The organism is Micromonospora lutea, assembly GCF_016863535.1.
Lineage (GTDB): Bacteria > Actinomycetota > Actinomycetes > Mycobacteriales > Micromonosporaceae > Micromonospora > Micromonospora lutea.
On sequence record NZ_BOPB01000029.1, the window covers coordinates 54116 to 72841 of the forward strand.

General features: G+C 70.8%; 18 protein-coding genes. 11 read left to right on the forward strand and 7 right to left on the reverse strand.

The window, feature by feature from the left end; translation table 11 throughout:
• Positions 1–3 precede the first annotated feature (3 nt).
• On the forward strand, positions 4–858 hold the full coding sequence (locus Vlu01_RS22945) for a helix-turn-helix domain-containing protein (RefSeq protein ID WP_204003079.1): 855 nt from the start codon (positions 4–6) through the stop codon (positions 856–858).
• Positions 859–1028: 170 nt separating this feature from the next.
• Here Vlu01_RS22945 and Vlu01_RS22950 read toward each other — a convergent pair whose 3' ends face one another.
• Positions 1029–1322: an antibiotic biosynthesis monooxygenase family protein gene (locus Vlu01_RS22950; RefSeq protein ID WP_204003081.1), complete on the reverse strand. Its 294-nt coding sequence runs from the start codon at positions 1320–1322 to the stop codon at positions 1029–1031.
• Positions 1323–1515: 193 nt separating this feature from the next.
• Here Vlu01_RS22950 and Vlu01_RS22955 point away from each other — a divergent pair, with 193 nt between their 5' ends.
• Both Vlu01_RS22955 and Vlu01_RS22960 read left to right on the forward strand, forming a co-directional pair.
• Positions 1516–2514: a TerC family protein gene (locus tag Vlu01_RS22955; RefSeq protein WP_204003084.1), complete on the forward strand. Its 999-nt coding sequence runs from the start codon at positions 1516–1518 to the stop codon at positions 2512–2514.
• A gap of 412 nt (positions 2515–2926) precedes the next feature.
• Entirely contained in the window at positions 2927–3736 is an 810-nt protein-coding gene (locus Vlu01_RS22960) for a tyrosine-protein phosphatase (RefSeq protein WP_204003087.1), read from the forward strand.
• On the opposite strand, the gene Vlu01_RS22965 is transcribed toward Vlu01_RS22960, so the two are convergent.
• Together Vlu01_RS22965 and typA are read right to left on the reverse strand one after the other, a co-directional pair.
• Positions 3690–4592: a serine hydrolase gene (locus Vlu01_RS22965; protein ID WP_204003090.1), complete on the reverse strand. Its 903-nt coding sequence runs from the start codon at positions 4590–4592 to the stop codon at positions 3690–3692. The two genes, Vlu01_RS22960 and Vlu01_RS22965, sit on opposite strands and share 47 nt — an antisense overlap.
• A 6-nt stretch (positions 4593–4598) precedes the next feature.
• Entirely contained in the window at positions 4599–6467 is a 1869-nt protein-coding gene (gene typA, locus Vlu01_RS22970; protein WP_204003092.1) for a translational GTPase TypA, read from the reverse strand.
• Positions 6468–6591: 124 nt separating this feature from the next.
• Between typA and Vlu01_RS22975 the strand changes: the two genes are divergently transcribed.
• The gene (locus Vlu01_RS22975; protein WP_204003095.1) at positions 6592–7944 is read left to right on the forward strand and encodes a DedA family protein; all 1353 of its coding nucleotides are present in this window, start codon (positions 6592–6594) and stop codon (positions 7942–7944) included.
• A 138-nt stretch (positions 7945–8082) separates the two neighbouring features.
• Entirely contained in the window at positions 8083–8985 is a 903-nt protein-coding gene (locus tag Vlu01_RS22980) for a transglycosylase SLT domain-containing protein (RefSeq protein ID WP_204003097.1), read from the forward strand.
• On the opposite strand, the gene Vlu01_RS22985 is transcribed toward Vlu01_RS22980, so the two are convergent.
• The gene (locus tag Vlu01_RS22985; protein ID WP_204003099.1) at positions 8931–11060 is read right to left on the reverse strand and encodes an MMPL family transporter; all 2130 of its coding nucleotides are present in this window, start codon (positions 11058–11060) and stop codon (positions 8931–8933) included. The genes Vlu01_RS22980 and Vlu01_RS22985 overlap by 55 nt on opposite strands.
• A gap of 170 nt (positions 11061–11230) precedes the next feature.
• On the opposite strand from Vlu01_RS22985, the gene Vlu01_RS22990 reads away from it, so the two are divergent.
• From Vlu01_RS22990 to Vlu01_RS23000, 3 genes are all read left to right on the forward strand, one after another.
• Positions 11231–11746 (forward strand): MarR family winged helix-turn-helix transcriptional regulator, encoded by a 516-nt coding sequence (locus Vlu01_RS22990; RefSeq protein ID WP_204003317.1) that lies wholly within the window; start codon positions 11231–11233, stop codon positions 11744–11746.
• 3 nt (positions 11747–11749) lie between these two features.
• The gene (locus Vlu01_RS22995; RefSeq protein WP_204003101.1) at positions 11750–13453 is read left to right on the forward strand and encodes a CocE/NonD family hydrolase; all 1704 of its coding nucleotides are present in this window, start codon (positions 11750–11752) and stop codon (positions 13451–13453) included.
• A 163-nt stretch (positions 13454–13616) separates the two neighbouring features.
• On the forward strand, positions 13617–14513 hold the full coding sequence (locus tag Vlu01_RS23000; protein ID WP_204003103.1) for a hypothetical protein: 897 nt from the start codon (positions 13617–13619) through the stop codon (positions 14511–14513).
• Positions 14514–14592: 79 nt separating this feature from the next.
• Here Vlu01_RS23000 and Vlu01_RS23005 read toward each other — a convergent pair whose 3' ends face one another.
• Positions 14593–14796, reverse strand: a complete 204-nt coding sequence (locus Vlu01_RS23005) for a cold-shock protein (protein ID WP_093401468.1) — start codon at positions 14794–14796, stop codon at positions 14593–14595.
• Positions 14797–15030: 234 nt separating this feature from the next.
• On the opposite strand from Vlu01_RS23005, the gene Vlu01_RS23010 reads away from it, so the two are divergent.
• Together Vlu01_RS23010 and Vlu01_RS23015 are read left to right on the forward strand one after the other, a co-directional pair.
• Entirely contained in the window at positions 15031–15639 is a 609-nt protein-coding gene (locus tag Vlu01_RS23010) for a DedA family protein (protein WP_204003105.1), read from the forward strand.
• A 70-nt stretch (positions 15640–15709) separates the two neighbouring features.
• The gene (locus Vlu01_RS23015; RefSeq protein WP_204003107.1) at positions 15710–16033 is read left to right on the forward strand and encodes a nuclear transport factor 2 family protein; all 324 of its coding nucleotides are present in this window, start codon (positions 15710–15712) and stop codon (positions 16031–16033) included.
• Positions 16034–16045: 12 nt separating this feature from the next.
• Here the strand turns inward: Vlu01_RS23015 and Vlu01_RS23020 are convergent, their stop codons facing one another.
• Together Vlu01_RS23020 and Vlu01_RS23025 are read right to left on the reverse strand one after the other, a co-directional pair.
• On the reverse strand, positions 16046–16699 hold the full coding sequence (locus tag Vlu01_RS23020) for an MBL fold metallo-hydrolase (protein ID WP_204003110.1): 654 nt from the start codon (positions 16697–16699) through the stop codon (positions 16046–16048).
• A 5-nt stretch (positions 16700–16704) separates the two neighbouring features.
• On the reverse strand, positions 16705–17421 hold the full coding sequence (locus Vlu01_RS23025; protein WP_204003113.1) for a maleylpyruvate isomerase family mycothiol-dependent enzyme: 717 nt from the start codon (positions 17419–17421) through the stop codon (positions 16705–16707).
• 264 nt (positions 17422–17685) lie between these two features.
• Here Vlu01_RS23025 and rsgA point away from each other — a divergent pair, with 264 nt between their 5' ends.
• Entirely contained in the window at positions 17686–18699 is a 1014-nt protein-coding gene (rsgA, locus tag Vlu01_RS23030; RefSeq protein WP_204003115.1) for a ribosome small subunit-dependent GTPase A, read from the forward strand.
• Positions 18700–18726 lie beyond the last annotated feature (27 nt).

Sequence of the window (18726 nt, forward strand, 5' to 3'; positions counted from 1 at the left end):
GGGATGCCGTTGCCAACGAGTCCGGTCATTCGACGTGCGCGACTGGGCGCCGAGTTGCGTCAGCTTCGCCGGCAGGAGGCGCTGACACTGGAACAGGTGTGTGAGCGACTCGGTTGGGCGTCCACCTCCAAGCTGTCCCGCATCGAGCTGGGCCAGAGCCGTCCCGACCTGGCGGACGTGCTCGACCTGCTCGACGTCTACGAGGTGCCGTCGCTGCAACGGGACGCTCTGATCGTCATCGCCCGGGACGCGGCCACCAGCCGGGGCTGGTGGAAGTCGCTGGGCGAGATGGGAGAGCGGCAGCGCACGTACGCCGAGCTCGAAGCCGGCGCGGCGGGCATCGTGGAGTACCAGCCGGCGATCGTGCCCGGCCTGTTGCAGTCCCCGGCGTACGCCCGGCTGCGCATCGCCGCCGGTCAGTTGATCGATCCGGCGGTGAATGTGGAGGCCGACCTGCGGGCCCGGGCCGCCCGGCAGGCGGTGCTGCGTCGCGTCGAACCACCCCGCTACACGGCGCTGATCACCGAGTTGGCCTGCGAGCCGGGCGATGATCCGGTGGAGGTGTGGCACGAGCAGCTACGGCACCTGCTCGATCTGGCCGCGCTGCCGCACGTGACGATCCGACTGCTGCGGGCCGGGGCGGGCCGGGACCCGTTGCCGCTGACGCCGTTCTCCAGTTACTCCTTTCCGGACCCGGCGGACCCGCGCACGGTGATGCTGGAGGCGCTGACCACGGACGTGCGGCTGACCACGGCGGCCGACGTCGACCGGTACGAACGGATGACCGACCGCCTGCTGGAGACGGCGCTGCCGATGGAGGAGACGGTGCGGCTGTTGGCGTGCCGCCTCGATGGGTGAGCCGAGCCCGCTGGCCGCAGGGCGACCGGTGGAGCCGGTGTGGTCGCGGCTGTGGCGTCGGCACCGGGCCCGGCGCCCCCGAATTCGTCGGGGCCGGTGCCGACGCGAGAAGCAGCCTAGGTGGACGGTGTGACAACTTCTCGGCTCGGCGCGTGGTGATCCGACGGCTGTCAGGCCGGCACGTCGACGAAGTGTTCGACCCGCGGCGGCGTGGCGAAGTGCGGGCCGATCAACTCCCGCCACCCGACGAAGCGTTCCGTGGCGCGGAAGTTCTGCTCGTGTGCCTCGATCGAGTCCCACTCCACCAGGAGCACGAACCGGGAGGGGGACTCCTGGCCCCGGGTCATGCGTACCGAGCGGCAACCGGGCGTGCTGGCGAGCAACGGATGCCCCTGGGCGTACGCGGCGGCGAACGCCTCCTCGTGGCCGGGGATGACATCGATGAGCGCTACCTCAAGGACCATGGCGGCAGCCTGCCACATCGGTACGCGCTCCATGTCGGGCCGGTCGGTTGTCCCATCCGTTGGCCGTCGGTGCCGCCCCCTCGCACCCCGGTAGCCCATCCTCCTAGGACGCCCAGAGGGGATGGGGCGACCGGCACGCTCCGGAAGGCGTACCGTGTGCCGGTTGCTGAGCGATTGCCGGAGGAATGAGACTGTGAACGTGTCCGGACTGGTGTGGGCGGCGACGCTCGTGGCCCTGACCACGATCCTCGTGGTGGACCTGCTCATCATCGGCCGTCGGCCGCACGAGCCGAGCGTGCGGGAGTCGAGTCTCTGGGTCGCCCTCTACGTCGGGCTGGCTCTGCTGTTCGGTGGTGGTCTCTGGCTCACCGCCGGCGGAAGCGTGGCGGTGCAGTTCTACACCGGCTGGGTGACCGAGTACAGCCTCTCGGTGGACAACCTCTTCGTCTTCGTGATCATCATGGCCCGCTTCGCCGTACCCCGGCAGTACCAGCAGAAGGTGCTGCTCATCGGCATCGTCCTCGCGCTCGTCATGCGGGGCGCCTTCATCGCCGCAGGTGCCGCGCTGATCTCCGAGTTCACCTGGGTCTTCTACATCTTCGGTGCGTTCCTGATCTACACCGCGATCAACCTGGCCCGGCAGGGTGAGTCGAGTGAGGAGGAGTTCACCGAGAACGTCCTGATCCGCTGGAGCCGGCGGGCGCTGCCCATCTCGCGGGGCTACGAAGGGGCCCGGCTGACCGTGCGGGAGAACGGCCGGCGGATGTTCACCCCGATGCTCATCGTCATGATCGCCATCGGTACCACCGACTTGATCTTTGCTCTCGACTCGATTCCGGCCATCTTCGGTATCACCCACGAGCCGTACCTCGTCTTCACCGCCAACGTGTTCGCGTTGATGGGTCTGCGACAGCTCTACTTCCTGCTCGGTGGGCTGCTCGACCGGTTGATCTACCTGAGTTACGGGCTCGCGGTGGTGCTCGGCTTCATCGGGATCAAGCTGATCCTGGAGGCGCTGGCGGAGAACAAGCTGCCGTTCATCAACAACGGCGAACACGTCGGCTGGGCGCCGCACATCCCGATCTGGCTGTCATTGATGATCATCCTGGGTACCCTGGCGGTGGCCACGGCGGCGAGCCTGGCCAGGTCCTCGCGGGACCGGCGACGTGAGCTGGCGGATTCCCGTAGCTGAGCTGTCCCACCTCCAGCACCCGCCGATGCGGCTGCGGCCCCGCGGCGGACGCCGGTACCGAGGACGAATGCCGGTACGCGGGACGCTCACGCCCCGGCGTCGGCGGGTGAGCTGAGCGCCGGGGCGTCCATCGGCTGGACCGCGTCGGAGGCGCCACGGGGCAGCGACGGCGAGGTGGACGGTCGCCTCGGTGCCCTGCGGCACGATCACCCCCGGTCGGTCGCACCCCCGTTGTTCGGACCATAGGGAACATCAGGCCCCCCATCAATTCATCAGTCTGAATATTTACGCGACAGGCTCGGCGGTGCTGCCCGGAAATCCGGTGGGACGAGGTCGGCCGAGCGTCGTGCGGTGGGTGCGTGCCGCGACGATCATCGGGTACGGCACCCTGTACCCGAGGGGTGGGTGACAGATGAGTGAGCGAGCGAGCACGTCGGACTGGAACCTTGTCGGCGCGCCCAACGCGCGGGACCTCGGTGGCCTGATCGGGTTCGGCGGCCGACGGGTACGCCCGGGACGGCTGATCCGTACGCCGGCGTTGGGTCGGCTGACCGACGAGGACCTGCCGGTGCTGGCGAAGCTCGAACCGGCCTGCGTGGTGGACCTTCGAGCCCAGTCAGAGGTGTCGGTGGCGCCGCCGGACCGGCTGACGGGCCAGCCGACGGTGGTGCACCTGCCGGTGCACGACCCGGCGCACCCGGTCTTCACGTACGTCTCGGCCGTGCTGCTCGGCCACGATCTCAGCGAGTACGCGGAGTTGGCGCGGCAGGGGACACCGGCGGCGATGGCGGCGATCTACCGCTGGTTCGTCACCGGGGACTCGGCCCGGGAGGGTTTCGCCGCGGCGGTCCGGTTGGTCGCCGATGCCCGTAACCTTCCGCTGGTCTACCACTGCTCGGCGGGCAAGGACCGCACCGGTTGGCTGACCGTGGTGCTGTTGCACGCCCTCGGGGTGGACGAGGCCGCGATCCGCGCCGACTACCTGGCCCACAACCCGTTGACGGAGAGTCTGCGCGAGGTGATCGTCGACGCGATGCGACAGCGTCACCCGGGGCTCGACGAGAGAGCCGTCCGGCCGGTGCTGGAGGCCCGGCCCGAGTACCTCGATGCCGCGTACGCGCAGGTGCGGCAGGTGCACGGGTCCTTCGGGGCGTACCTGCGTGATGGCTTGGGGATCACCGAGGAGACGGTGGCGGCGTTGCGGGCGAACCTGTTGGAGTGAGCGCGGCGAGGTTGTGGCGGGCCTGCCACACCTGGTGGGAGATGTCGGCGACCAACTGGCGGGCGTCGGCGTCGGAGCGGGTGCCGGTCTGGTCGGTGTCGACGGTGGTGCAGACGACGAGCAGGTAGGCGTCGGCGTCCTCGGGGTAGACCACCGCCGCGCCGTGACGGACACCGCGTACCCAGCCGTTCTTGTGGGCGAGCCGGATGCCGGCGGGCAGCCCTTCGGCGATGTCCTGACGGATCTGCTGGGCGCAGAGGACCTCCAGCATGGCGGCGCAGCCGGCGGGCGAGGCGAGCGGACCGGGGTGGGTGGCGCCGGTGGCGATCGCGTCGAGCAGCGCGGCCAGGTCGGCGGCGGTCACCAGGTTGGTGATCTGGGCCTCGCGGGCGGCGAAGTCCTCGATGCCGCGCCCGGTGACACTGCGCCGGGCGCCCACGGTTTGCCAAACCTCTGCCACCGCGGGCAGTCCGACGTGTTCGATGACCAGGTTGGTGGCGAGGTTGCTGGAGCGGACGATCATCCGTTCGGCGAGCCACCGCAGGGACGCCTGCGCGCCGAGCCGGTCCCAGACCGCGCCGTCGTTGTCGTACGCCCGGCGGCAGGAGTAGGGCGGGGCGTCCGGCCGTGCGGAGGTGAACCGGTTGACGACGTCGACCGGGGCGTCCAGGTCGAGGCGGCCGGCCTCGGCGGCGCGGTGCAGCGCGGCGAGCACGGCCAGTTTCATCGTGCTCGCCGCGTAGTGGGTGACGTCGGCGTGTCGGGTCCAGGTGGGCGGGGCCCCGACGGGCCCCGCGTACACCGAGGTGGTGCCGGCCTCACGGTCCAGCCACGCGTGGCGGTCGTCGCCGGCCATCGACGGTCAGCCGGCGTGCTTGCGGCGGGCGGCGGTGCGGGCCCGCTGGGTCTGGTCGAGTACGACCTTGCGGATGCGGACGGCGGCCGGGGTGACCTCGACGCATTCGTCCTCGCGGCAGAACTCCAGGGCCTGCTCCAGGGACAGCTTGCGCGGAGGGATCAGCTTCTCGGTCTCGTCGGCGGTCGACGAGCGCATGTTGGTCAGCTTCTTCTCTTTGGTGATGTTGACGTCCATGTCGTCGGAGCGGGAGTTCTCTCCGACGATCATGCCCTCGTACACCTCGGTGCCGGGATCGACGAAGAGTTGGCCGCGCTCCTGAAGGTTGGTCATCGCGAACGCGGTGACGTTGCCGGAGCGGTCGGCGACCAGGGAGCCGTTGTTGCGGGTCCGCAGTTCGCCGAACCACGGCTCGTACGACTCGAAGACGTGGTGCAGGATGCCGGTGCCCCGGGTCTCGGTGAGGAACTCGGTCCGGAAGCCGATCAGGCCGCGGGCCGGTACCAGCCACTCCATCCGGATCCAGCCGGTGCCGTGGTTGACCAACTGCTCCATCCGGCCCTTGCGGGTCGCCAGCAGCTGGGTGATCGCGCCGAGGTACTCGTCCGGCGCGTCGATGGTGAGGCGCTCCACCGGTTCGCAGGTGCGTCCGTCGATTTCCCGGGTGACGACCTGCGGCTTGCCGACGGTCAGCTCGAACGACTCGCGGCGCATCTGTTCGACCAGGATCGCCAGGGCCAGCTCGCCTCGGCCCTGCACCTCCCAGGCGTCCGGCCGCTCGGTGGGCAGCACCCGCAGCGACACGTTGCCGACGAGTTCCTTGTCCAGGCGGTCCTTGACCATCCGGGCGGTGACCTTGGCGCCTTTGACCCGACCGACCAGTGGTGAGGTGTTGGTGCCGATGGTCATGGAGATCGCCGGCTCGTCGACGGTGATCAGCGGCAGTGGGATCGGGTTCTCCGCGTCGGCGAGGGTCTCACCGATCATGATCTCGGGGATGCCGGCGACCGCGATGATGTCGCCCGGCCCGGCGCTGGTGGCGGGTTTGCGCTCCAGGCCCTCGGTCATCAACAGCTCGGAGATGCGGACCCGCTGGGTGCTGCCGTCGGTGCGGCACCAGGCCACGCTCTGGCCCTTGGCGATGGTGCCCTGACGCACCCGGCACAGCGCGAGACGGCCGAGGAACGGGGAGGCGTCGAGGTTGGTGACGTGCGCCTGCAACGGGGCGTTCTCGTCGTACGCGGGCGGTGGAATCGTGTCCAGCAGGGTGCGGAACAGCGGCTCCAGGCTGTGGCTGTCCTGCGGCACGGACCCGTCGGCGGGCTGGGTGAGCGAGGCGATGCCGTCACGGGCACAGGCGTAGACGATCGGGAAGTCAATTTGTGCCTCGTCGGCGTCGAGGTCGAGGAAGAGTTCGTACGCCTCGTCCACGACCTCCTTGATCCGGGCGTCGGGACGGTCCACCTTGTTGATCACCAGAATGATCGGCATGCGGGCCTTGAGCGCCTTACGGAGCACGAACCGGGTCTGCGGCAGCGGCCCTTCGCTGGCGTCGACCAGCAGCACCACACCGTCGACCATGGTCAGGCCGCGTTCGACCTCGCCGCCGAAGTCGGCGTGACCGGGGGTGTCGATGATGTTGATGGTGACCGGGTCGGAGCCGTCGGCCGGCAGGTAGCGCACGCCGGTGTTCTTGGCCAGGATGGTGATGCCCTTTTCGCGTTCGAGGTCCATCGAGTCCATCACCCGCTCGGTCACCTCACCCCGGGCGCCGTAGGCGCCGGCCTGCCGCAACATGGCGTCGACCAGGGTGGTCTTGCCGTGGTCGACGTGAGCGATGATGGCGACGTTGCGGAGGTCGGTGCGAAGCTGCATGTGCTCCATCCTCCCGCCTGTGCGGTTGCCCCGTGGCGTCGGGGTCACCCCGGGTGGTCCCTCCCCTGCGGCCCGGCGCTGTCACACTTGCAGAGCAGTCCTGCCGAGGTGATCCGGGGGCGTCGTGCACGATCTGCTCAGTTCGATGCAGAGCCTGCCGCCGTGGCTGATCTATGTGCTCGCAGCGTTGGTCGTGGCCGCCGAGACGGCGCTGATCATCGGGCTGGTCGCGCCTGGCGAGGCGACCCTGCTGCTGGTCGGCTTCCTCACGTACACCGGCACGTTGCGGCTCGGCCCGGCGCTGCTGGTGATGATCGCCGCCGCCGCGCTCGGCGACGCGCAGGCGTTCCGGGCCGGCCGGCGCTACGGGCCCCGGTTGCGGGCCAGCAGGTGGGGTGCGTGGGTGGGGCCGGAGCGGTGGGCCCGCGCCGACGCGATGCTGGACCGGATGGGTGGGCGGGGCGTGCTGACCGCCCGTTGGGTGGCGTTCGCCCGCACGCTGGTGCCCCGGCTGGCCGGTGCGGCCGGGATGCGGTACCGCCGGTTCGCGCCGTGGAACCTGGTCGGGGTGACCACCTGGGTGGGTGCCTCGGTGCTGGTCGGGCATCTGGCGGGAGAGTCGCACGAAACCGTCTCCCGGCTGCTGGGCCAGGCCACCGGCGCGGTGCTGGTGCTGGTGGCCGCGCTGGTCGCGGTGCTGCTGGCGGGTCGCTGGCTGGGCCGGAACCCCGATCCGGCGCGGGCGTTGCTGACCCGGGCGGCCCGGTTGCCGCCGCTGCGCTGGCTGTCGGCCCGCTACGGATTGCTGTTCTTCCTGCTGACCCTGCGTCTCGGACCGGCGTGGGCGTTGCTGGCGAATCTGGCGGCCGGGGTGGTGTTGCTGTTCGCGGTGGCGCTGGTGATCGCGTGGACCCTGCGGGCGGTGGTCCGGCACAGCGGTCTGGCCCTGGTCGACGGGGTGATCGCGAGCTGGTTCGCGGCTCGGCGTACACCCGAGGCGGTGGAGGCGACGCAGGCGGCGGTGTCGGTGCTGCGTGGCTCGTCGCTGATCGTGGTGGTGGCGGTGGTGGCCCTGGTGCAGGCCTGGCGGCACCGGCCGTGGCGCGCCGATCTGCTCAGTGTGGTCGGCACGGTTGGCGCCTTTGTGCCGCTGGTGGTGCTGGCGGCGGTGGCCGACCTGGCCGCCGGTGGGCGGGTGGTGCTGTTCTCCACGCAGAACGTGGTGGTGACCGCGAGTCTGTGCACGCTGGCGTGGCTGCTGTCGCGGGGCGCCCGGTGGCCGGTGGCGGTGGCCGCGTGGACGCTGGCGGTCGCCGGCGTGGTCACCATCGGCGGCGCCCGTCTGTACCTGGGCCTGAGCACGGCCAGTGGCACCGTCGGCGCGGTGCTGCTCGGGGCCGCCTGGACAGCGGTGTTCATGGTCGCCTGGGCCACCCGGGACCGTGCGGTGTCCAGCGGTGGTTCCGGCGCACGGTGAGTCGCGTGTGCTGATCCGCGCGAACCAGATGCGACGGTACGGGCTTCGCGACGGAATCGGCGGAGGTCGTACGGGCCACACGCGACGGTGGGTGGCTGTTAGTGTGCGGCGGGTTCATCACGGCCGGAGGGAGCCGACATGGGACGCGGTGTCGCACGGTGGGGTGTCGCGGTGGTCGCCGCGATGCTGCTGCTGACGGCCGGTGGATGTGCCGATGTGGACACTCCGGCGGCGGAGGTGCCGGCCCCGGTCGCGTTGCCGGAGGAGGTGCCGGAGGCTGCCGGCGAGCCCACCGGATCGGCGGTGCCGGAGGAGACGTCGCCGACACCGTCGGCGGTGGAGGCGATGGGGGCCGCGCCGAAGCCCACGCCCAGTGCCAGCGCGTCGCCGTCGCCGTCGAAGCGGAGCCCGAAGCCGAAGCGGAGCACGGCCACCGCACCTCGGGCGGTGCCGAAGCCGCCGACCGAGACCAAGGTGCCACCCGCCCCGCCGAAGCCGGCACCCACCGGCTGCGAGCCCAGCTACAAGGGCGATCAGGCCAGCCGCGCGCAGGCGAAGGCGGCGCTGACCGATGCGGCCGGACGGACGTACTGGCCGACGTCGGCGCCGGACATCCGGATCCCGTTGAGTCTGATCAAGGCGACGGCCTGGCAGGAGAGCGGTTGGCAGTCCAACATCGTGGCCTGCGACGGGGGCATCGGCCTGATGCAGGTGATGCCGGACACCGCGACCTGGATGAACCAGCGCTTCGGGCAGAGCTACGACGTGTCGGACTACCGGGACAACGCCTACCTCGGCGGTACCTACCTGGCCTGGCTCACCAAGTACATCGGTGACATGTACTTCGACGCCGACTACCGGCTCGATGCCGACCTGTGCACCTCCGAGCTGAACTCGTGCCTGTTGAACGCGGTCATCGCCGCGTACAACTACGGTCATGGGGCGGTGGCCCGGGAGGGACAGCCGTTGGCTGTCCCGAACCCGAGCTACGTACGCAACGTCCGGGCGTTGATGTCGGAGTGTGTCTGCCTCGGGTTCTGATCGGCGGTGACCCGGCCGGGCCACCAGAAGCGTTCTCCGAGCAGGAACGCCAGGGCCGGGACGACGACCGTGCGGACCAGCAGGGTGTCCAGCAGCACGCCGAGGCAGACGATGATCCCGATCTGGGTCAGGGTGATCAGCGGCAGGACGCCGAGGACGGCGAAGACGGCGGCCAGCAGGATGCCGGCGCTGGTGATGACCCCGCCGGTGACCCGTAGTGCGGAGAGCATGCCCTCGCGGGTGCCGGCGGTGCGGGCGTCCTCGCGGGCGCGGGTGACCAGGAAGATGTTGTAGTCCACGCCGAGTGCCACCAGGAACACGAACGCGAGCAGCGGCACGCTGGTGTCCAGCGCGGGGAAGCCGAGCACGTGATCGAAGATCAGCCAGGCGCCGCCGAGGCTGGCGAAGTACGACGCGACCACGGTGACCACGAGCAGGACCGGGGCGAGCAGGCCGCGCAGCAGCAGGATCAGGACGGCCGCGACCAGCAGCAGGATCAGCGGCAGGATGACGCGGAGGTCCTCGCCGTCGGCTTTCGCCGCGTCGTACGTGCCGGCGACGGTGCCGCCGACGATCGCGCCGGTCGGGGTGTCACCGCCCGACGGGGCGGGTGGCGCGGAGTCGGGTACGGCGGCGACCGCGTCCCGTAGGGCTTCCAGTGTCTGGTCGGAGGCGGCGGTGCCGGGTTCGGCGTCGAGCACGACATCGACCTGGGCGACGGTGGGGCCGGCGGGGCCGGGGCGGGCGGAGGCGACCCCGGGCAGGGCGGCGGCGGCAGCGGTGACCGCCGGCACGGTGTCGGGTCGGGTCATCACCGCGACCGGCTGGGTCGTGCCGGCGGGGAAGGCGCGGGCAAGGGTCTCGGCTCCGGCGACCGCTTCCGGCTGTACCCGGAACTGCTCGGTCTCCGACAGCCCGGTCCGCAGGCCGAGGCCGCCCAGGGCGAGCCCGACCAGCAGCAGCGTGGCCAGAACCGCGACGGGCACCGGGCGGCGGATCACGGCGGCACCGAGCCGCCCCCAGATCCGGCCTTCCCGGGCCTCGCTGCCGACGTGCGGTACGAACGGCCAGAACAGGCCTCGTCCGAGCAGCACCAGCGCGGCGGGCAGGACGAGCAGGGCCGAGGCCATGGCCAGGAGGATGCCGGTGGCGCAGGCGACGGCGAGGGCCTGGTTGAGTTCCCGCTCGCTGAGCAGCAGGGTGAGTACGCCGAGCATCACGGTGGTGCCGCTGGCGAGGATCGGTTCGGCGGTGCGGCGCAGCGCGGCCCGCATGGCGGTGAACCGGTCGTCTTCGCGGCGCAGTTCCTCCCGGTAGCGGGCGATCAGCAGCAGGGCGTAGTTGGTGGCGGCGCCGAAGACGAGGACGCTGGCGATGCCGGTGACGGCACCGCCGGCGAAGTTGATGCCGACCGCCGGGATGACCGTGTCGAGCGCCCGCAGGGTGACCTGTTCGGTGGCGGCCACGACGGCCAGGGGCACCATCCACAGCAGCGGGCTGCGGTAGGTGACGAGCAGCAGCAGCGCGACGACGGTGGCGGTGACGGCGAGCAGGGTGGTGTCGGCGCCGTCGAAGACCTTGGTGAGGTCGGCGGTGAAGGCCGGTGCGCCGGTCACCTCGACGGTCAACTCCGTCGGCAGGGTGGTCAGTGCCTCGCGTACCTCGGCCACGGTGGCGGCTACCGCTTCCTGGCCGCCCTGGGTGCTCAGTGGCACGGCGACCAGGGCAACGGTGCCGTCGGGAGACAGTTGCGGTGGCGCGACCTGACCGCCGGCGGCGAGTGCGCGGAGGGCGTCGGTGCCGGTGCCGACGGCGGCGCGATCGCCGTCGGTCAGTGGCGCGCCGTCGTCGCGGGTGACCACCACGATGGCCGGCTGGATGTCACTGGCCGGCAGTTCGTCCTGGAGCAGTTCGACCTGGGTCGACTGCCAGCGGTCGGACAGGCCGGTGGCGGAGACGGGCTCCGGGTTGTCGGGGACGGGCAGCCAGAAGACGGCCGCGCCCACGGCGAGCGCCGCGAGTATGGTGAACCAGGCGTTCAGGCGACCGCCCGCGACGCGGGTGAACACGGACATCAGGACCCCCAGCCGGAAATTATCTAGACAGCCGAGATTCTTACCCATCAAGATTGCTGCTGCAACAGCTCAGCTACCAAGAATCTCGTCAGTCGAGACGAGGGTCTCACTCGGGTTATGCTGCGAAGCGGGACGTCGGGAGGAAGCGGCGGGACGTGGCAGCTCACGGGATGTACCGCCGGCGCGACACGCGCCGGGACGTGTTGATCGCCGAGATCACGGCCGAGCTGCGCCGGTACGGCGTGGACGCGCAGCACGTCGGTCACGCCTTCGCCGGCCAGCACGGACTCAACGCCACCGACCTGCAGGCACTGATCGCCGTGATGGACGCCGAACTGCTCGGCGACCCGATCACGCCGGGCCGGCTCGGCGAGCATCTCGGTCTCTCCTCTGGCTCGGTCACCGCCCTTGTCGACCGGCTGGAACGCGCCGGGCATCTGCGCCGCGACCGGGACACCGCGGACCGGCGCAAGGTGCTGCTGCGCTACGCCCAACAGGGCGCCGAGCTGGCGATGGGCTTCTTCCGGCCGCTGGGCGAGCGCACCGACCGGGTGATGGCCGGCTTCCGCGACGATGAGCTGGAGGTGGTGTACCGGTTCATGACGGAGATGGGAGCCTCGCTGCGAGAGCACCGGGACGAGGTTCGTGCCGCCCGGCCAGAGCCGCAGCGACGGCGGGCGGAGTGAGCCGTGCTTGATCGTCTGGCGGCCGGGCTCGCCACCGCCGCGCTGCGACTGCCACCGGCGCGGACCCGACGGATCACCGTCGACCGGGACATCGCCCTACGGGTACGCGACGGAGTGATTCTGCGTACCGACCACTACGCGCCCGACCTGACCGCCGCACCGACCGTGCTGATCCGCACCCCGTACGGCCGGGCCGGGCCGATGCGGCTGCTCTGCCGGATCGCGGCCGAGCAGGGATTCCACGTGGTCATCCAGTCCTGTCGGGGCACCGGCGGCTCGGGTGGTGAGTTCGAGCCGTTCGTACACGAACGTGACGATGGTCTGGACACGCTCGACTGGCTGCGCCGGCAGCGTTGGTGGACCGGCGCGTTCGGCATGTTCGGCGCCAGCTACCAGGGCTTCGTGCAGTGGGCGCTCGCGGCGGAGGCGGGCCCGCAACTGCGGGCGATGGTCGCGGTGGCCACCGCCTCGACCACCCGTGACTCCACCTACGCGGGGGAGTCGTTCGCCCTGGACACGGTGCTGACCTGGGCCGAGCTGCTGCAGGCGCAGACCGTGCCGTGGCTGGCCCGCCAGTGGGAGCTCAAACGCGGTCAGCCGAAGCTGACCGCCGCCCTGTCCCACCTTCCGCTGATCGAGGCCGACCGGGTCGCGACCGGGGTGACCGTGCCGTTCTTCCAGGACTGGCTGCGGCACCACACCCCGCAGGCCGACTACTGGCGCAGTCGGGTCTTCGACGACCGACTCCACCTGGTCAGCGCCCCGGTGGCGATGGTCAGCGGCTGGCACGACATCTTCCTGCCTGCCCAACTGCGCGACTACGAGGCGCTGCGGGCCACCGGTGCGGATCCGCGCCTGGTGGTCGGGCCGTGGACCCACGGCAGCCCCGGGTTGTTCGTGGCCGCGCTGCGGGAAGGGCTGAGCTGGCTCGGTACCCACCTCGGCGACGACCGGGCCGGTGCCCAGCGGCCGGTGGACGCCGCCCACCCGTCCGACGCGGCGGCCACGGCACCCGTGCGGGTGCACGTCGGCGGGCCCGGCGGAGGGTGGCGTGACCTGCCGAACTGGCCGCCACCCGCCGACACCGTCCGGTGGCACCTGCATCCAGGGGCGGTCCTGAGCACCTCGGAGCCGGTGCCGTCACCGCCGGACGGATTCTGGTACGACCCGGCCGACCCGACGCCGTCACTCGGCGGTCCACTGCTGGTGGCCCAGCGGGCCGGACCGTTCGACAACCGCCCGGTCGAGGCCCGGTCCGACGTGTTGACCTGGACCAGCGAGCCGTTGACCGCCGCCGTCGAGGTGATCGGGCCGGTACGCGCCGAGATCCACCTGCGCAGTGAGCTGACGTACCTGGACGTCTTCGTGCGACTGTGCGACGTGGATGGTCGAGGACGCTCGTGGAACATCTGCGACGGGCTGGTCCGGCTCGATCCACAGCGGTTCTCCGCAGACCACACGGGCGTCGTGGCGGTGCCGGTCGAGATGTGGCCCACCGCCCACCGGTTCGCCCCCGGGCATCGGCTGCGGCTACAGGTGTCCGGCGGCGCCCATCCGCGCTACGCCCGCAACCCTGGAACCGGTGAACCCCTCGGCGCGGCTGTCACGCTCCGTGGTGGATTCCGGGAGATCATGCACGACCCGGAACATCCGTCCGCAGTGGTCCTGCCGGTCGTCCACTCTGCCTCTCAGGCTTTTCCAAGCTGAATCAAAGCGCCTCTGAGCTGGGCATTTACCCAACACCCGAGCTATCGTGGTGATACGCCCGGCGCCGTGCACCCGATTTGGCCGGGCTCGCCTGCGACCACTTTGCCGCCTACGCGGTGTCACTGTCGTGCCCGGTCCCCGATGAGAAGCGAAGGGGGAATCCATGACGCGGGCACCGGCAAATCTTCTCGCCGTTCGTAGCTTGCTGCTCGAACACCTCAACCGTGACCCCAGGCGTAACCGCGACGAGGACCTCGAACCCAACGAGGTCGGCATCGTCGGCGACGCCAACCATCGGGGCGGCTACCACGTTGGTTCAGACCGGGTCGTCGCCAACGACTACTCGGTGGTGGAGTCGCCCCGCGACCGCAACGGACTGACCCTCGACGCCGCCGCCCTGGACGTGGGGATGTTCCAGGTCAACTCCGGCGGCCGTACCCACAACCTGTTCACCTTCTCGACCTGGTGCGTGGCGCAGTGCGTCGCCAACACCCGGGACACCCGCGACATCCGCGAAATCATCTACTCACCGGACGGCAAAGTGGTCCGGCGCTGGGACCGGCTCGGCCGCCGCAGTTCCGGCGACCGGTCCCATCTGTGGCACACCCACTTCAGCTTCTTCCGGGACTCGATCAAGGCGAACCGCGACCAGCGTCCCCTGTTCCGCCGCTACCTGACCACCATCGGACTGCTCAAATCCGAGGAGAGAGAGAACGACATGACACCCGAGGAGCACAACTGGCTCAAGACCGTTCACCGCAACCTCACCGTCCTGGACGGACGCAACCCCGTCGGGCAGACCTACACCCGGATGGCCATGGGTGAGGACCACATAGACCCCACCCTGCAGGTCGCACACCCGTCACTGCGCAGCATCGGTACCCAGCTCACCGCGCTGCAGGCTGCGGTGGAGTCGCTGATGAACCGTGACTTCACCGACGAGCAGGCGATCGTCGCCGGGGTGCTGGCCGGTCTCACCCCGGAGGAGATCGCCGCGGCGATCCCACCCACCGTGGCCGAACAGGTCGTGAACGAGTTGAGTCGGCGCCTGGCAGCCTGAGGCGACGGCCCCGGCGAGTGGCGTCCGGCATCGGCCGCCACTCGCCGCCGTGCGATCAGCGCCGCGGATCGGGCACGAGTCAGAGCGGACGGACGTTGTCCGCCTGCGGACCCTTCTGCCCCTGGGTCACGTCGAACTCGACCTTCTGGCCTTCGGTCAGCTCGCGGTAACCGCCGGACTGGATGGCTGAGTAGTGGACGAAGACGTCAGGCCCCCCGCCGTCCTGCTCGATGAACCCGAAGCCCTTTTCGGAGTTGAACCACTTCACGGTGCCGGTTGCCATGCGTACTCTCTCCCTGTTCCATGCGGGCGACCCTGGCTTCCACACCGGTGATCGCCCAATATCTCCCCGACAGTATCCGGTGTATAGCGGATTTGCGGGGCGAAGCGCCTCAGGCGGTGCGGCGGATGGGTCCTCGTCGCGACGAGAAGTCAGGGATCACCCTCAGGGACCAGCCGGGAGAATGGGGAAGAAACCCGGTGCCCACGGTGGCGGGCAGGCCATAGCGTACGAGGCATGGCGGACCAGTTGGCGCAGGTCGGAGAGCTTCCCGTGGTGGTGCTGATGGCGGTGCTCGGGCTGGTCATGCTCTTCGACGCGGTGCCGCTGTTCGGGGTACTCGTGCCCGGCGACGTGGCGGTGCTCGCCGCCGTGGCGGTCGGCAGCCCCTCCACCGGGTTGGCGACCTTCGTCGCCGTGGTCACCGGGTGTCTCACCGGTTGGTCGCTGAGCTTCCTGGTCGGCCGGCGATGGGGCGACCGGCTGCGGCACAGCCGATTCGGCGGCTGGATCGGCGAAGCCCGGTGGACAGCGGCAGAGGCCATCCTGCGCCGCGACGGCGGGAGGCTGGTCCTGATCGCGCCTTTCCTGCCGGTGTTCAACGCGCTACTGCCGCTGGCCGCGGGCGGGCTGCACATGCCGTACCGACGGTTTCTCGGGTTCGCAGCGCTCGGCGCGGCCGGGTGGACCGGCCTCTACCTGGCGGTGGGTACCGCGTCGCGGACGCTGACCGGGCTCTTTCCCGCCGGAACGAGTCCGCTGCTGGTGACCATGATCGGCGGACTGTTGCTGGCGGCACTGGTGCTGCTCGGCACCCGGCGGCGGCTGCGCGCGGTCTCCCGCTGAACCCCGGGTGGCTGTCGGACCGGTCGGGCAGGATCAGGAGTGCCCGCACCGCCCGGAGAGGAACCCTGTCGTGAGCACCGTGCCCCAGCTCATTCGTCGTTACTTCGCGCTCGCCGGTGAACCCGACAGCGATGCCTACCTCGCGCTGTTCGCCCCTGACGCCGTCGTCGAGGACGAAGGAAGGACCCACGAGGGCATCGCCGCGATCCGGGCCTGGCGGCAGGAGGTGCCGCTGGTGTCGTACGAGATCACCGACGTGACGCAGACGCCGGAAGGGACCGTGGTCACCGTCACCATCACCGGCGATTTTCCCGGCAGCCCCTTCGCCGGCCTGCGGCACCGCTTCGAGGACTACGACGACAACCAGATCCGACGGCTGCGTATCGCTCCCTGACCGGCGCGGTGGTCACCAGCCGCGGGCGCGCCACTCGGCCAGGTGCGGACGCTCCGCGCCGAGCGTCGAGTCCCGGCCGTGCCCCGGGTAGAACCAGGTCTCGTCGGGCAGCCTGCCGAACAGCTTGTGCTCGACGTCGTCGATGAGCGCGGCGAACCGCTGCGGATCCCGGTCGGTGTTGCCGACCCCACCGGGGAAAAGGCTGTCGCCAGTGAAAAGGTGCGGCACGCCACCGGGGTCGCGGTAGAGCAGCGCCACCGAGCCCGGGGTATGGCCCCGCAGGTGGATGACCTCCAGGGCACAGTCACCCACCGGCACGACGTCGCCGTCGGTGAGGGTCTGGGCCTCGATCGGCAGCCCGTCCGCGTCGTCGGCGTGCACCAGCGCACGGGCACCGGTCTTGGCCACCACCTCTTCCAGGCCCACCCAGTGGTCCATGTGCTGATGGGTGGTCACCACCGCGGCGAGCCCCGCGTCGCCGATCAGCTCCAGTAGGCGGGGAGCCTCGTTCGCGGCGTCGATCAGCACCTGCTCACCGGTGTTGGCGCACCGCAGCAGGTACGCGTTGTTGTCCATCGGACCGACCGACACCTTGGTGATGGTCAGTCGATCGAGTTCGCGTACCGCCGGCGGGCCGCCGGGGGTGACTTCTCCGCTGTAGGCCATGGCTCCTAGATCCATTCGGGCGGGCGGGGTAGCTGTCCGTCGGGGGTGACGGTCAGAGTGGTGCCGGGGTCGCGGCCGGTCAGCCACGCGGCCAGTTCGACCGCGGGACCGGCGATGACCGGTGCCTGGGCCCGGTCGCCGAGCACCAGTTCGTGGTTGCTGCCGTCGAAGTGCAGCACCATGGCCGGTGCGTCGCCCCGGTCGGCGAAGCCGCTGGTCACCTCGTGCAGCAGGCGGTGACCAAAGTCCGGTGACCAGTCCGTCGGCCGGTATCCGGCCGCCAGGTCGACGTGGTGGACCTCCAGTTCCCGCAGCCGACCCCAGACGAGCATGGCCGCCGGCCACGAGCCGTTTCGGGTCTGCACGGTGGCACCCCACGCCGGCACGGGCATGGCGGCGACGGCCTCGGCGAACCGGTCCGCGCTGCGCCGCAGGTCGTCCAACTGCTCCTCGGGGGTACGCGAGGCGCCTGCCTCGATGTCGGCGGTCCGGGCCGTGGCGCTGGCGTACATCGGGATCCGCTCGCCGGTGCGCGCGGAGGTGAGCAGGTTGACGAAGGCGTCGGCGTTGCGGCACACGTGGGCGAGCACGTGTCCGCGGGTCCAGCCCGGCAGCAGGGACGGCGTCGCGAGATCGGCGGCGTCGAAGGTGGCCGCCGTCCGCAGCAGACGAGCCGTGGCATCGCCCACGTCGCCGGTCAGCAGAAGCGGATCCATGGTCACGTTGCTGACCCTAGCCGTCCCGCGCCCACCGCGTCGCCGGGGAATTCACTTCCGGCGTGGCGTGGTCCGACCTACCGTCTTTGTCAGCGACTCCCTCAGCTCGGATCGCGCGCCGCGGACGCCTCACCTGTTCCGCCGCGTGCGCCCGGTGATCATCGGGGAGATCGACCAGGTTCGTGCGCGGCGCCGGAGCAGAGGAGGTGGTGGTCGTCATGCCGGTCACCGCACCCGTGCATCATCCGCACCGACACTGAACGAGGAGACATGACCATCACGTTGACCGCCCTGGGTTGGGACACCGACCGGGCGGCCCATCTGGAACGTATCCGTACCGACCAGCGTCCTGGTCGGGTGGCCCGCGTCGACCGCGGCGTCTGCACCGTGTTCACCGAGAACGGGCCGGTGCGCGCCTCGACCGGCGGAGCCGTGTTGGCCGCCGCCGTCGGCGATGCCACCCGGCTGCCCTGCGTCGGCGACTGGGTGCTGTTGTGCGCCTGGCCCGACGGACGGGTGACGGTGCAGGCGGTGCTGCCCCGGCGTACCGCGTTGATCCGGCGTACCGCCGGCAAGGACGCCACCGGCCAACTGTTGGCCACCAACCTGGACGTGGCCGCCGTGGTGGAACCGGTGCACCCGGCACCGGACGCCGCCCGTATCGAGCGGTTGCTCTCCCTGGTCCATGAGTCGGGTGCCCGGCCGCTGGTGGTGCTGACCAAGACCGATCTGGCGGCCGATCCGGCTGCGGTGGCGCGTCAACTGGCGGCGCTCGCGCCCGGCGTGCCGGTGCTGCCGGTCAGCGCCGAACGCGGTACCGGCCTGGAACCGCTGCGCGCCGAGATCGGCCCCGGCCGCACCCTCGGGCTGCTCGGTCCCTCCGGCGCAGGCAAGTCGAGCCTGGTCAACGCACTCGCCTCGACGGTGGTGATGCCCACCCAGGCGATCCGTCGGGTCGACGGCAAGGGCCGGCACACCACCACCTGGCGAGCGCTGGTGCTGCTGCCCGGTGGGGGTGCCGTGGTGGACACCCCCGGGGTCCGGGCGGTCGGCCTGCTCGACGGCGCGACCGGGCTCGACCGCGCCTTCGCCGACATCGCCGAACTGGCCGCCGACTGCCGGTACGGCGACTGCGGACACGAGGCCGAACCGGGTTGCGCGGTGCGGTCGGCGCTGGATTCCGGTGTGCTGACCACCCGCCGGTGGGAGAGCTGGCGCCGGCTGCAACGGGAGATCGCCCACGAAACCCGCCGCCGCTCCACCCGCCCCACCCGCACCCACTGACCCACCCCACCCCGTCGATCATGCAGT